Annotated in this window: 15 protein-coding genes; 6 read left to right on the top strand and 9 right to left on the bottom strand. The window is 70.2% G+C overall.

Annotated features, from left to right (window positions below; genetic code table 11):
• Positions 1-52: 52 nt before the first annotated feature.
• The 5 genes from ACVW00_RS01360 to ACVW00_RS01340 form a co-directional block, all read right to left on the bottom strand.
• Positions 53-1,387, bottom strand: coding sequence for an NADH-quinone oxidoreductase subunit D (locus tag ACVW00_RS01360; protein ID WP_457109109.1), 1,335 nt, complete (start codon positions 1,385-1,387; stop codon positions 53-55).
• Complete coding sequence (locus ACVW00_RS01355; RefSeq protein ID WP_457109108.1) at positions 1,387-2,118, bottom strand: NADH-quinone oxidoreductase subunit C; 732 nt, start codon at positions 2,116-2,118, stop codon at positions 1,387-1,389. The genes ACVW00_RS01360 and ACVW00_RS01355 overlap by 1 nt, the downstream gene beginning before the upstream one ends.
• Positions 2,115-2,669, bottom strand: coding sequence for a NuoB/complex I 20 kDa subunit family protein (locus tag ACVW00_RS01350; RefSeq protein ID WP_457109107.1), 555 nt, complete (start codon positions 2,667-2,669; stop codon positions 2,115-2,117). The genes ACVW00_RS01355 and ACVW00_RS01350 overlap by 4 nt, the downstream gene beginning before the upstream one ends.
• Positions 2,670-2,807: 138 nt before the next feature.
• Positions 2,808-3,167: an NADH-quinone oxidoreductase subunit A gene (locus ACVW00_RS01345; RefSeq protein WP_457109106.1), complete on the bottom strand. Its 360-nt coding sequence runs from the start codon at positions 3,165-3,167 to the stop codon at positions 2,808-2,810.
• Between the two features lie 167 nt (positions 3,168-3,334).
• Complete coding sequence (locus ACVW00_RS01340) at positions 3,335-4,039, bottom strand: demethylmenaquinone methyltransferase (RefSeq protein WP_457109105.1); 705 nt, start codon at positions 4,037-4,039, stop codon at positions 3,335-3,337.
• 83 nt (positions 4,040-4,122) lie between these two features.
• Here ACVW00_RS01340 and ACVW00_RS01335 point away from each other — a divergent pair, with 83 nt between their 5' ends.
• The 4 genes from ACVW00_RS01335 (at position 4,123) to ACVW00_RS01320 (ending at position 7,222) form a co-directional block, all read left to right on the top strand.
• The gene (locus tag ACVW00_RS01335) at positions 4,123-5,007 is read left to right on the top strand and encodes a L,D-transpeptidase family protein (RefSeq protein WP_457109104.1); all 885 of its coding nucleotides are present in this window, start codon (positions 4,123-4,125) and stop codon (positions 5,005-5,007) included.
• Between the two features lie 45 nt (positions 5,008-5,052).
• The gene (locus ACVW00_RS01330) at positions 5,053-5,937 is read left to right on the top strand and encodes a chorismate-binding protein (RefSeq protein WP_457109103.1); all 885 of its coding nucleotides are present in this window, start codon (positions 5,053-5,055) and stop codon (positions 5,935-5,937) included.
• Entirely contained in the window at positions 5,934-6,338 is a 405-nt protein-coding gene (locus tag ACVW00_RS01325; RefSeq protein ID WP_457109102.1) for a chorismate-binding protein, read from the top strand. The genes ACVW00_RS01330 and ACVW00_RS01325 overlap by 4 nt, the downstream gene beginning before the upstream one ends.
• An 89-nt stretch (positions 6,339-6,427) precedes the next feature.
• A complete protein-coding gene (locus ACVW00_RS01320; RefSeq protein ID WP_457109101.1) occupies positions 6,428-7,222 on the top strand; it encodes a hypothetical protein in 795 nt (264 codons plus the stop codon).
• 67 nt (positions 7,223-7,289) lie between these two features.
• On the opposite strand, the gene ACVW00_RS01315 is transcribed toward ACVW00_RS01320, so the two are convergent.
• Both ACVW00_RS01315 and ACVW00_RS01310 read right to left on the bottom strand, forming a co-directional pair.
• The gene (locus tag ACVW00_RS01315; RefSeq protein WP_457109100.1) at positions 7,290-8,186 is read right to left on the bottom strand and encodes a TauD/TfdA dioxygenase family protein; all 897 of its coding nucleotides are present in this window, start codon (positions 8,184-8,186) and stop codon (positions 7,290-7,292) included.
• A gap of 32 nt (positions 8,187-8,218) precedes the next feature.
• Positions 8,219-8,866 carry an MBL fold metallo-hydrolase gene (locus tag ACVW00_RS01310; RefSeq protein WP_457109099.1) on the bottom strand — a complete coding sequence of 216 codons (648 nt, stop codon included), beginning with the start codon at positions 8,864-8,866 and terminating at the stop codon, positions 8,219-8,221.
• A gap of 52 nt (positions 8,867-8,918) precedes the next feature.
• On the opposite strand from ACVW00_RS01310, the gene ACVW00_RS01305 reads away from it, so the two are divergent.
• Complete coding sequence (locus tag ACVW00_RS01305) at positions 8,919-10,190, top strand: flavin-containing monooxygenase (protein ID WP_457109098.1); 1,272 nt, start codon at positions 8,919-8,921, stop codon at positions 10,188-10,190.
• Positions 10,162-10,431 (top strand): hypothetical protein, encoded by a 270-nt coding sequence (locus ACVW00_RS01300; protein ID WP_457109097.1) that lies wholly within the window; start codon positions 10,162-10,164, stop codon positions 10,429-10,431. The genes ACVW00_RS01305 and ACVW00_RS01300 overlap by 29 nt, the downstream gene beginning before the upstream one ends.
• Before the next feature lie 15 nt (positions 10,432-10,446).
• On the opposite strand, the gene ACVW00_RS01295 is transcribed toward ACVW00_RS01300, so the two are convergent.
• On the bottom strand, positions 10,447-12,297 hold the full coding sequence (locus ACVW00_RS01295) for a Na+/H+ antiporter (RefSeq protein ID WP_457109096.1): 1,851 nt from the start codon (positions 12,295-12,297) through the stop codon (positions 10,447-10,449).
• 35 nt (positions 12,298-12,332) lie between these two features.
• Positions 12,333-13,097 (bottom strand): PIG-L deacetylase family protein, encoded by a 765-nt coding sequence (locus ACVW00_RS01290; protein WP_457109095.1) that lies wholly within the window; start codon positions 13,095-13,097, stop codon positions 12,333-12,335.
• Between the last annotated feature and the right edge of the window lie 5 nt (positions 13,098-13,102).

The following is a 13,102-nucleotide window of genomic DNA, read 5'->3' as shown; positions in this document are numbered from 1 at the left end:
ACAGCGCGACGGGACCACGTGTCGCAATTCGCGCAGTCTGAAGCCGACAAGCTCATCTGTCCACACCGCCCATGACCGGGTCGATGGAGGCGATCGCGACGATGACGTCGGCGATCATGCCGCCCTCGCTCATCACCGAGGTCGCCTGCAGGTTGGTGAACGACGGGTCGCGGAAGTGCACGCGGTAGGGGCGCGTGCCGCCGTCGCTGACGACGTGCGCACCGAGCTCGCCCCGCGGCGACTCGACCGGCACGTAGGCCTGGCCGGCCGGGACCCGGAAACCCTCGGTCACCAGCTTGAAGTGGTGGATCAGGGCCTCCATCGACTCGCCCATGATGTGCCGGATGTGGTCGAGGCTGTTGCCCATGCCGTCGCTGCCGATCGCGAGCTGGCTCGGCCAGGCGATCTTCTTGTCGCCGATCATGATCGGAGCGCCCTCGAGGCCGGCGAGGCGCTCGACGCACTGCTCGACGATCTTGAGCGACTCCCACATCTCGGCCAGGCGGATCCGGAACCGGCCGTAGGCGTCCGGGGTGTCCCAGGTGCAGACCTCGAAGTCGTAGTCCTCGTAGCCGCTGTAGGGCTGCGACTTGCGCAGGTCCCACGGGTAGCCGGTCGACCGGAGCACGGGCCCGGTGAGGCCGAGGGCCAGGCAGCCGGCGAGGTCGAGGTGGCCGACGTCGACGAGCCGGGCCTTGAAGATCGGGTTGGCATTGCAGAGGTCGGCGTACTCGGGCAGGCGCTTCTTCATCAGCCCGACGAAGTCGCGGATCTCGTCCAGGGCGCCGGCCGGCATGTCCTGCGCGACGCCGCCCGGCCGGATGAACGCGTGGTTCATCCGGAGCCCGGTGATCAGCTCGAAGAGGTCGAGGACCAGCTCCCGCTCGCGGAAGCCGATCGTCATCACCGTCAGCGCGCCGATCTCCATGCCACCGGTGGCGATCGCGACCAGGTGGGAGGAGATCCGGTTGAGCTCCATGAGCATGACCCGCATGACCTGGGCCTTCTCGGGGATCTGGTCCTCGATGTCGAGCAGCCGCTCGACGCCCAGCACGTAGGTCGCCTCGTTGTAGAAGGGCGACAGGTAGTCCATCCGGGTGCAGAAGGTCACGCCCTGCGTCCAGGAGCGGTACTCCATGTTCTTCTCGATGCCGGTGTGCAGGTAGCCGATGCCGCAGCGGGCCTCGGTCACCGTCTCGCCCTCGAGCTCGAGGATCAGCCGGAGGACGCCGTGGGTCGAGGGGTGCTGCGGCCCCATGTTGACCACGACCTTGTCGTCGTGGTCCTCGGCGACTCCGGTGACCACGGAGTCCCAGTCCTGCCCGGTGACGGTGTAGACCTTGCCCTGGGTCGTCTCGGACTCGGTGGCGGCGTAGGGATCGCTCATCAGTTGTAGGACCTCCGCTGGTCCGGTGGGGGGATGGTCCCGCCCTTGTACTCGACCGGGATGCCGCCCAGCGGGTAGTCCTTGCGCTGGGGGTGGCCCGGCCAGTCGTCGGGCATCTCGATCCGGGTGAGGGCGGGGTGCCCGTCGAAGATGATCCCGAAGAAGTCGTAGGTCTCGCGCTCGTGCCAGTCGGCCGTCGGGTACGTCGCGCACACGCTGGGAATGTGCGGGTCGGCGTCGGGAGCGGTGACCTCGAGCCGGATCCGGCGGTTGTGGGTCATCGAGAGCAGGTGGTGGACCGCGTGCAGCTCGCGGCCGGTGTCCTCGGGGTAGTGCACGCCGCTCACCCCGGAGCACAGCTCGAAGCGCAGGGCCTCCTCGTCGCGAAGGATCCTCGCGACCGCCGCCAGGTGCTCCCGACGGATGAAGAAGGTGATCTCGCCGCGATGGACGACGACCTTCTCGACCGCTGCCTCGATCCCTTGCGCGCTCGTCGCGGTCGCGAGGGCGCTCGCGACGTCGTCCATCCAGCCCCCGAACGGCGGGTTGCTCGCGCCGGGCAGCTCGACGGGTCGGCGCAGGCCGCCGTAGCCGGAGGTGTCGCCGCTGCCGGTGACGCCGAACATGCCGTGGCGCTCCCCGACGACCTCGACCGCGGCGCCCTCGTCGTGGCCCGCGGCGACGACGTCCTTCGACGGGTCCTGCCCGTGCTTCTGGGACTCGGTGGTCACCGCAGCAGGCCCTTCATCTGGCTGGTCGGCAGCGCCTTGAGCGCGGACTCCTCGAGCGTCTCGATCTCGGCGAGGCGGTTGGCACCGAGCTTGGTGTGCTGGACCTGGTCGTGCAGCTTGAGGATCGCGTCGATGAGCATCTCGGGCCGCGGCGGGCAGCCGGGCAGGTACATGTCGACCGGTACGACGTGGTCCACGCCCTGCACGATCGCGTAGTTGTTGAACATCCCGCCCGAGCTGGCACACACGCCCATCGCGAGCACCCACTTGGGGTCGGGCATCTGGTCGTAGATCTGGCGCAGCACGGGAGCCATCTTCTGGCTGACCCGGCCGGCGACGATCATCAGGTCGGCCTGGCGCGGGCTCGCGCGGAACACCTCCATGCCGAAGCGGGCGAGGTCGTACTTCGGGCCGCCGGTGGTCATCATCTCGATCGCGCAGCAGGCCAGCCCGAACGTCGCGGGCCAGAACGACGCCTTGCGCATGTAGCCGGCCACGCCCTCGACCGTGGTCAGCAGGACGCCGGACGGCAGCTTCTCTTCGATACCCACGTCACTGAACTCCTCTCGTTGAGAGTCGTGAGGCGCGTGCAATGCCAAGGCGGAGGAGGGAAGGCGGCCTTCTTGCGGAGCGCAGCGGAGCGGCCGTCGACCGACGACAACGCGGGCAGTGTGCGTGCATCACGGCTCTCAATCCCAGTCGAGTCCGCCGCGGCGCCATACATACACGTAGGCGACGAAGACCGGGACGATGAACAGCACCATCTCCACCAGCGCGAAGGTGCCCATCGCGTCGAAGGACACCGCAAGCGGGTAGAGGAAGACGATCTCGATGTCGAAGACGATGAAGAGCATCGCGGTGATGTAGTAGCGCACCGGGAAGCGGCCACCACCGACGGGCTGTGGCGTCGGCTCGATGCCGCACTCGTAGGAGTCCAGCTTCGCCCGGTTGTAGCGCTTCGGGCCGACCAGCGCACTCATGATCACCGAGAAGACTGCGAACCCGCCCGCCAGGATCAACAGCGCCAGGACCGGGGTGTAGAGCTGCATTCCCTTCCCTTCCTGCTGCGTCCACGCGACGCGGTTGTGCGCTTGTGAACGGCTTCACGATCTCGCGACTTCGTCAGCATAGAGGCCCCGATCACATCGCGCGAACCCCCCTCCCTCGTGCTGGTTCACGGGGGCTGACCTGCACATTTAACGCACGCGATCGTTGCCTAAATCAGCCGATCTCGCTTGGTCGCGTGGTGCAGCGCGACGATGCCGCCGGAGAGGTTCCGCCACCTCACCTTGGTCCAGTCCGCCGCCTGCAGCCGCTCGGCGAGGCCGGCCTGGTCGGGCCAGGCGCGGATCGACTCGGCGAGGTAGACGTAGGCGTCGGGCGAGGACGACACGGCGCGCGCCACGGCCGGCAGTGCCTTCATCAGGTACTCGAGGTAGACGGTGCGGAACGGCGCCCAGGTCGGTGAGCTGAACTCGCAGACGACCAGCCGGCCGCCCGGCCTGGTCACCCGCAGCAGCTCGCGCAGGCCGGCGTCGGGGTCGACGATGTTGCGCAGGCCGAAGGAGATCGTCACGGCGTCGAAGGTGTCGTCGGCGAACGGCAGCCGGGTGCCGTCGCCCGCCACGAACGGCAGGTGCGGCCTGGCCCGTTTCCCGACGCGGAGCATGCCGACCGAGAAGTCGCAGGGCACCACGGTGGCGCCGCGGTCACGGAACGGCTGGCTCGACGTACCGGTGCCGGCTGCCAGGTCGAGCACCACCTCACCCGGGCGCGGCGCCACGGCGTCGAGGACCTGCCCGCGCCAGCGGCGGTCCTGTCCCAGGGAGAGCACGTCGTTGGTGAGGTCGTAGCGCCGGGCGACGTCGTCGAACATCGCCTGCACCTCGGCAGGCTTCTTGTCCAGGTCGGCGCGAGTCACGGCGACACCCTATGCGGGACAACTTTTCCGGCTTCCGGTGCGTCTAGTGGGTGATGGATCCCTTCGACCGGCAGGATGTCCCGGTGAGCACGAAAGTGAAGCGTGGTGCTGGTGTGGCGAGGTTCCTCGCCGTGCTGGTCGCCGTCAGCGGACTCGGGTACGGCGTCGTCACCTTCACCGGCGGAGCGGGCTCGGCGAGCCCGGCGATTGCGGCCGACGGAAAAACGCACACCACGACCGCATCTCCGTCCCCGCAGCCGGCCGCGGTCCTCGCACCGCAGGTCCTGCCCGCGACCGACCCACCCTCTCCGACCCCGACGGCCGACCCGCCGCTCCTGCAGCGCGGGGACACCGGCCCCAAGGTCCGGGCGCTCCAGGCCCGGCTGCGCCAGATCGGCTGGTACGCCGGCAAGGTCACCGACCACTTCGGCCCGCGGACGACCAAGGCGGTCGACGGCTTCCAGGCCAAGCGCGGGCTGGCGGTCCTCGGCTACGTCGACCGTCCGACGCTGCAGCGGCTCAAGGCCATGACCCACCGGCCCACCCGCGACGAGCTGGCCAACCGCGTCTCGGACGGGAGCTGGACCTCGGCCCGCCTCGACGGTCGCTGCCTGACCGGACACGTGCTGTGCATCGACAAGACCAGCCGCACGGTCCGCTGGGTCGTCGACGGAGAGGTCCGCAAGACGATGGCGGTCCGCTTCGGTGCGGCGTACACCCCGACCCGTGAGGGCGTCTTCCACGTCGGCTGGAAGTCGCGCGACCACGTGTCGAAGCTGTTCGGCTCCTCGATGCCGTTCGCGATGTTCTTCAGCGGTGGCCAGGCCGTGCACTACTCCTCGGACTTCGCCAGTCGCGGCTACTCCGGAGCGAGCCACGGGTGCGTCAACGTGCGCGACTACGCGGGCATCAAGTGGCTCTTCGACCAGGTCAAGGTCGGCGACAAGGTCGTCATCTACTGGTCCTGACCCGCTGATCGGGGCGCTCGCGGCCTCGGCGTAGGCTCCTGCTTCGTGACGAGCACACCGGGCGCAGCGACCCAGCCGTTCGCCGGCAGGCTCGTGTCCCGCACCTTCTCGATCACCGATCCCGGCCCGCTGCTCGACCTGCTTCCCGAGCCCGGGACCGACGACATCGGGCCGACCGCCTGGCTCCGGCGCCGCGAGGGCATCGTCGGGTGGGGCGTGGCCGCGTCGATCAGGACGAGCGGCCCGGATCGCTTCGACGACGCGGTCGAGTGGTGGCGAGAGATCTCGGCGTCGGCCGTCGTGCGCGACGAGATCTCGGTGCCGGGTTCTGGCCTGGTCTGCGTGGGCAGCTTCGCGTTCGCCGACGACCCCGGCGACAGCGTCCTGGTCGTGCCGCGCGTCGTGGTCGGCCGTCGTGGCGAGCACACCTGGATGACGCTGACCGGCGAGGACGAGCTGTCCCCACCACCTGCCCTCGTCGAGCAGTCCGAGCCGGCGGCACCCGGCAACGTGGTGTTCACCGACGGCGACGTGGACGGCGCGGAGTGGGAGGCGATCGTCGGTCGGGCCGTCGAGCGGATCAACGCCGGCGAGCTGGAGAAGGTCGTGCTCGCCCGCGACCTGGTGGCCAACATCGACGAGCCGCTCGACGTCCGCTGGCCGCTGCGCCGGCTCGGCGAGACCTACGAGATGTGCTGGACGTTCCACGTCGACGGCCTGTTCGGCGCGACCCCGGAGCTCCTGGTCCGGCGCGAGCGCGGCCTGGTCACGTCCCGGGTGCTGGCCGGCACCATCCGGCGCACCGGCGACGACGACCGCGACCTCGCACTCGCCGCGACGCTGGCCCGGTCGTCGAAGGACCTCGAGGAGCACGAGTACGCCGTCCGCTCGGTCGCGCCGACGCACTCGCCCCGCACTGCACGTCGATGAACGTCCCCGAGGCGCCCTTCGTCCTGCACCTGCCCAACGTCATGCACCTGGCCACCGACGTGGCCGGTGTCGTCCCGGACACCGACAGCTCGACCGTGCTCGAGCTCGCGGCCGCGCTGCACCCCTCGGCCGCGGTCGGCGGCACGCCGACCAAGGTCGCCGTCGACATGATCGCGGAGATCGAGGGCATGGACCGCGGGCGCTACGCCGGGCCGGTCGGCTGGATGGACGCGCACGGCGACGGGGAGTTCGGCATCGCGTTGCGCTCGGCCGAGTACGCCGGCACGCGGGTGCGCCTCTTCGCGGGCTGCGGGATCGTGGCCGACTCCGACCCCGAGGCGGAGCTGGCCGAGGCGCAGGCGAAGTTCGTCCCCGTTCGGGACGCGCTCACCGGTCGCTGAGCGAATTTCCACGGTCGATCCCGTGGCGGTCCTTCCGCCGGGACGGCCGTTGTGCGCATTCTGGTACTCCACATTCTCGGAGGTAACAGATGCGTCTTCTCATGATCGGCGCCGTCGTCGCCCTGGGGTCCAGCACCCTCGTGCTGGGTCCCGCGGCCACGGCGGCCGACAGCTACGCCGTCACGTCCTCGGTCAGCGCGACCAGCGTCGACGTCGGGCAGGGCTTCACGGTGCGCGGCCACGTGTCACCGCTCGCGCGCGGTGAGTACGCCGTCGTCCAGCGCCGCGTCGGCACCGGCTGGACGCGGGTCGCGCGCGACGCGATCAACCGCTACGGCAACTACCGCGCGACCGTGCCGGTGACCGAGCCGGGTGACGGCGAGTACCGCGTGCTCAAGCGCCACTCCCGCGGCCACCTGCGCGGCGTGAGCACGACGTTCACGGTGACCGGGTGGCGCTGGCGGGCCCTCAACACCCTGCCGACGTACGGGACGAGCACCAACATCGGGTACGTCTCGAGCGGCAACCTCGGCACGCTCCTGTACCCGGTCACCTACTCGCCCCTGATCAAGATGGGCACGCCGAACGGGTCGGTGAGCTACGTGCTCGGGCAGAAGTGCAGCAGGTTCGAGGGCGACGTGGGCGTCACCACCGACTCGACGGCCGACGGTGACCAGGCGGCGATCCTCGGCACCTTCACGGAGGCCGCGCCGGGCAGCCCGACCCAGATCCTGGGCCAGACCGTCCACCGCAACCAGGATCCCGCGCACGTCGTGCGCTCCGGCACCGTGATCAGCGACGCCTGGGGGCTGAACCTCACTGCCGAGGTCGCGGCCGGTGACTACGTCGGATGGGGCGGGGCGAAGGTGTACTGCAAGTCCTGAGCCGTCCGCGGGAACGGCGGGGTCACGCCTCTCGGGTGTGACCCCGCCACCTGCGTCCGGGCGGCCGTCAGGCAGCAGCGCCCGGGATGGCCGAGTAGTGCGACGCGTCCCCGACGAGCACCTCGCTCCGCCGGCCCGACACGGAGACCGGCACGTCGCCGGCGACGGTGACCCGGCTCAGCCGGCGCGGCTGGTCGTCGTAGTTGTCGATCGCGTAGTGCTGCGTGATCCGGTTGTCGAAGACGAGCAGCTGACCCGGCGACCACGTCCAGCGCAGCACGTGCTCGGGCCGGGTCACGTGTGCCTGGAGCAGCCGGAGGACGTCGCGGGACTCGGTCGTCGAGAGGCCGTCGATCCCCCTGACGAAGCCGCCGACGAACAGGCCCCGCTCGCCGGTCTCCGGGTGCACCCGGACCACCGGGTGCAGGCTCTCGTAGTGGGTCGACTCGAAGGTCTCCCGGTACGCCGCCTGCGCGGCCGTGCGTTCGGGACGGGGCTCGGCGTAGTCGTAGACGTTCGTGTGCACGGCCCAGAGGGTGTCCGCGAACGCGCGCAGCGACTCGGGGAGGCTGCGGTAGGCCGCCGCGCTGTCCGCGACGAGCGTCTCGCCGCCGTACGCCGGGATCACGACGCTGCGCAGCGTGGTGATCGCGGGCGGCGCGACCACGAACGTGACGTCGGTGTGCCACTGGTTGGCCTTGTTGACCTCACCGTCGACGTCGAGGACCCGCGGCGACTCCTTGCCGGGGACGGTCGGGTGGGCGATGGTCAACGGGCCGAACCGGGCTGCGAACCGCTCCTGTCCCGCCGCGTCGAGTCCCGGGCTGTCGAAGACGAGCGCCTTGTGCTCTGCGAGGGCCAGCCGGAGCTCGCCGATCGTTTCGTCGGAGAGGTTGTCGGCCGGGTCGATGCCCGCGACGCGGGCACCGATCGTCGAGGTGATCTTGTGGAGTTCGAGAGTCATAGTCGAGTAGGTTACTCGACTTTATCTAGTTATCAACCGGCGGGGAGGAGCTCCTCGCCGGGCTGAAGGCGCACATACTCGAGTCCGCGCGCTCCGAGGAACCTGCCCAGGTGGCCGTCCACCACGCCCAGGCCGGCCGCGCTGTAGATCGCGTCGTGGATCGCCAGCGACCGGGGGGCGCCCACCTCACGTCCGTAGTCGATCGCCTCGGACACCTTCAGCCAGGGCGCGCTCACGGGCAGGAGCAGCAGGTCCGGCGCTCTCGGCGGGACGGTCAGCGAGTCACCGGGATGGAAGATCGTGACGCCCTCGACGGTGAGCAGGTAGCCGCTGTTGTCGAAGTGCGGCAGCTCCGGATGGATCACCGCGTGCTTCTCGCCCACCACCTCGACCGGGACCCCCACGTCCAGCGACTGGCCCGGAACGACCACGGTCACGCGCTCGGCGACGTCGGGCGCCTGCTCGCGGATCTGCGCAGCGACCGCCGCGATCGTGAAGACCGGCGCGTCGGTCGCGCGGAGCTGGTCGGGGGTCCAGTGGTCGGCGTGCTCGTGGGTGACCAGCACCGCGGTGGCCCCGTCCAGGGCGTCGGCCGAGGTGAACGTCCCGGGGTCGATCACGATGCGCCGGCCCTCGGTCTCGAGTCTCACGCAGGCATGACCGTGCTTGAAGAACCGCATCGGCCAAGACTAGGGTGGCCACTATTGAACATCGTTCAAGAAGGGGTACGGCATGAGCTCACCAGCGACCGACCACGACGTGATCGTCGTGGGCGCCGGCTTCGGCGGGATGGGGGCGGCGATCAGCCTGAAGCGCCTCGGCCACGACGACTTCGTGATCCTGGACCGCGAGGACGACCTCGGCGGGACCTGGCACGTGAACCACTACCCCGGCCTCGCCGTCGACATCGCGAGCGTCACCTACTCCTACTCGTTCGAGCCCAACCCGCGCTGGAAGCACTGGTTCGCGCGCGGCCCGGAGCTGAAGGCGTACGCCGAGCACGTCGCCGACAAGTACGACCTCCGCCGGCACATGGAGCTCGGCGTCCGGGTCGAAGGCGCTCGCTGGGACGAGGACGAGCAGCACTGGGTGGTCACGACGGCCCCGGCGTCCGGCGGGAGCACGACCACGCGCACGGCGACGTACCTGATGACGGCGACCGGCTTCCTCTCCCAGCCCAGGCTGCCCGACATCGACGGCGTCCGCGACTTCGCCGGGACCGTCATCCACACCGCGAAGTGGGACGAGTCCGCCGACCTCGACGGCAAGAGGGTGGCGGTGATCGGCACGGGGGCCACGGCCGTCCAGCTGATCCCGAAGATCGCCAAGCGCGCTTCGGAGCTCACCGTCTACCAGCGAACCCCGATCTGGGTGACGCCCAAGACCGACTTCGAGATCCCGCGCCCGTTGCAGCAGCTGTTCGCCGCCCAGCCGTGGACCCAGCGGCTGGCTCGCAGGGTCAACAGCACCTGGCTCGAGGGCATCATGGTGACCGGCGTCCTGCACTACAAGCAGGCCAGGCTGTTCAACCTCGGCGCCGCGGCCATCGCGAAGGCGCACCTGCGCCGGCAGGTCAAGGACCCCGGACTGCGCCGCAAGCTGACGCCCGACTACAGCTTCGGCTGTAAGAGGCCGACCTTCTCCAACGACTACTACCCGACCTTCACGCGGCCCCACGTCACCCTGGAGACCGAGCCGATCAGCCGGATCACCGAGACCTGGCGTGGTCACCGCCGACGGCCGGGAGACCGACGTCGACGTCCTGGTGCTGGCGACCGGCTTCAACCTGTGGGACACCAACTTCCCGGCGATCGAGGTGATCGGCCGCGACGGCCGCAACCTCGGCAAGCAGTGGCGGGAGCAGGGCTATCACGCCTACGAGGGCGTCACGGTGAGCGGGTTCCCGAACTTCGTCTCGCTGAACTCGCCGTACTCCTACTCGGGGCTCAGCTACTTCACGACCATCGAGGCGCAGATGCGCCACCTCGAGCGGCTCCTCGGTGAGGTACGCCGACGTGGTGCCGCCGGCTTCGAGATCTCCGAGCGCGCCGACCAGGAGTTCCTCGGACGGATGCTCGAGCGGATGGACGACACCGTGTTCGTCCAGGGCTCGTGCGCCACCGCCCGCAGCTACTACTTCACCAACGAGGGCGACGCCGTCCTGCTGCGGCCGACTTCCTCTGCGAACGCACGGCGCGCGGCCGAGGAGTTCCCCCTGGACGACTACTCGTACGCCAGTGGTTGAGCCTGTCGGGACCGCTCAGGCAGTGAGCTCGTCCAGGTAGCACCAGCGCCAGCTCTCGCCGGGCTCCGCGGAGCGGATCACCGGGTGCGCGCTGGCGTGGTGGTGCGCGGTCGCATGCCGCTGCGGCGAGGAGTCGCAGCAGCCGACGTGTCCGCAGACGAGGCACAGCCGCAGGTGCACCCACTGGGTGCCGTCGCGGACACACTCCTCGCAGACACCCGGGGTGTTCGGCTGGACGTCGACGCGCGCGTCGCGGAGGTGCTCACAACCGCCGGTCGGGGACATGGACCCGACGCTAGCGCGGACCCGCTCACGCTCGCCCGCGCTGTAGTCCAGCATCGACTCCTCGACGTCGAGCATCGCCAGCACCTCGGTGACCACCTCGTGCGGCACGGTCCCTGTCGACCGGATCTCCAGCACCCGGCGACGCTCGGCGTCGATCATCAGCTTGCGGCGGCGCGCGTAGATCTCGCTCGGCGTCTCGGCCGAGCTCGCGTTCACCTGCTCCCAGGCGGCGTAGTCGCGGCGTCGCACCCGCTCGCGGATCGTCTCGCTGACGCCGTGCGGGTCCTCCTCCTCGAGCTTGTCCAGCTCGACCAGTCCCGCCTGCGAGGCCTGGTGGAGGAGGTTCGCGCGGGCGAGCGCGTCTGCACCCGCGTCCGGTGAGGGCACCCGGAGCCTCCGTGCCATCCAGGGCAGCGACGTCCCCTGGAGGAGCAGGGTGCCCGCCGTGACCGTGAACGCGATCAGCAGCAGCACCTCGCGGTGTGCCCAGTCGCGGGGGATCACGAAGGCGGCAGCCAGCGTGACCACGCCGCGCATGCCGGCCCAGCCCAGCAGGAACGTGTAGGTCCACGGCGGCACCCGCCCGGTCTCGTCCGGGCCGGGGTGCACCAGTGCGTAGCGGGCGAAGAAGACCCACATCATCCGGAGCACCACCACCGCGAGGAGGGTGAGCGCGCAGATCAGCACGATCCGCCAGCCGCCGAGCTCGTCGTGGCGGACGTCGCGGATGATCGTCCGCGCCTGCAGGCCGATCAGCAGGAACACCCCGCCCTCGAGCAGGAACCCGATCGACCGCCAGTTCATCCGCTCGGCGATCCGCGACTGGGCCACCTGGATGACCGGCGCCTGGTGGCCCAGGAACAGGCCCGCCACCACCACGCTGATCACGCCGGACGCGTTGATCTGCTCCGCGGCGATGTAGGCGGCGAACGGGGTGACGAACGAGAGCCCGCTGTCGAGCACCGGATCGGTGACGTGCTTGCGGACCAGCCCGATCGCCAGGAAGAACGCGAGCCCGACCAGGACGCCGCCGCCGGCCGCGACCGCGAAGTCGCGGACCATGAGGTCCCACGCGACGATCGAGCCGATCGCCGTGCGCAGCGCGACGAGCGCCGTCGCGTCGTTGAGCAACGATTCGCCCTCCAGGATCGTCACGATGCGGCGGGGCAGCCCGATCCGGCGTCCGATCGCGCTCGCCGCGATCGCGTCCGGCGGCGCGACGACCGCCCCGATCGCGAAGGACGGCGCCCAGCCGAGGTCGGGGATCAGCGCGTGCACCAGCAGCGCGACTCCGACGGTCGTGAACGCGACCAGGCCCACGGACAGCAGCAGGATCGGCCGCCGGTTGGCGTTGAAGTCGACCAGCGACGTCTGCAGCGAGGCGGCGTACAGGAGCGGCGGCAGGAGTCCGATCAGCACCACTTCCGGGTGCAGCTGGACGTCGGGGATGAAGGGCACGTACGAGCCGGCGATGCCGACGACGATCAGCACCAGCGGCGGCGACAGGTCGAGCCTGTTGCACACGGCCGTGGTCGCGAGCACCGTCGCGACCAGGGCGACGAGCGTCGTGACCAGGTCCACCCCCGGATTATGTCGGGCGCTGCAAACCGGTTGCGTCAGTCCTGCGACAGGATCCGCGGCGGCGCGGCGAAGTCCCAGGCGCGGAACAGCACCGCGTGCTCGACACCTAGCGCCTTGCCACCCATCGAGGCGACCATCGGGATGATCATCGCCGGCTCCGGGTGGCCCTCGATCGCGCGCAGGTACTCACCGTGCGCCTCGAGCGACGCCACGCCTCGGGCCAGCGGCTCACCGGAGACGTCGACGCCGTGCGTCGGCTGGTTGTGGCCCGAGACGAGTAACCAGCGCACCCGCCAGGGCTTCAGGCCCTCCTGGTCGACCAGCTCCGGGAACACCCAGGGGTTGTCGGCGTCGCGGATCGCGTCGAGGCACGCCAGGCCGGCCGCACGGTGGTCGGCCTGGTTCAGCCCCGCCACGAACTCGACCTCCCAGGAGCCGGTGACCACGACGTCGGGCTTGTGGGTCCGGATCGCCCGGGCGATGTCGCGGCGCAGGTCCAGCGACGGCTCGAGGACGCCGTCGGGGTGCTCCAGGATCTCGAGCGTCGTCACCCCGACCGCGTCGCAGGCGAGCTCCTGCTCGCCGCGCCGGATCCGGGCGGTCTCCTCCGGCGGGTTCGGCATCCCGGCCTCGCCGCGAGTGAGCAGCAGGTAGGCGACCTCGACGCCCTGGGCGGTCCACTTCGCGACGGCCGAGGACGTGCCGTACTCGACGTCGTCGGGGTGCGCGACGACGCACAGCACCTTGCGGAAGTCCTGGTCTGGCAGCGGCGGGAGGAGCTGCTGGTCGGGCTCGGTCATGCCCC

This window comes from Marmoricola sp. URHA0025 HA25 (assembly GCF_054059435.1).
The sequence above is the reverse complement of the archived record's forward strand: the minus strand, read 5'-3'. Positions and strand labels throughout refer to the sequence as shown.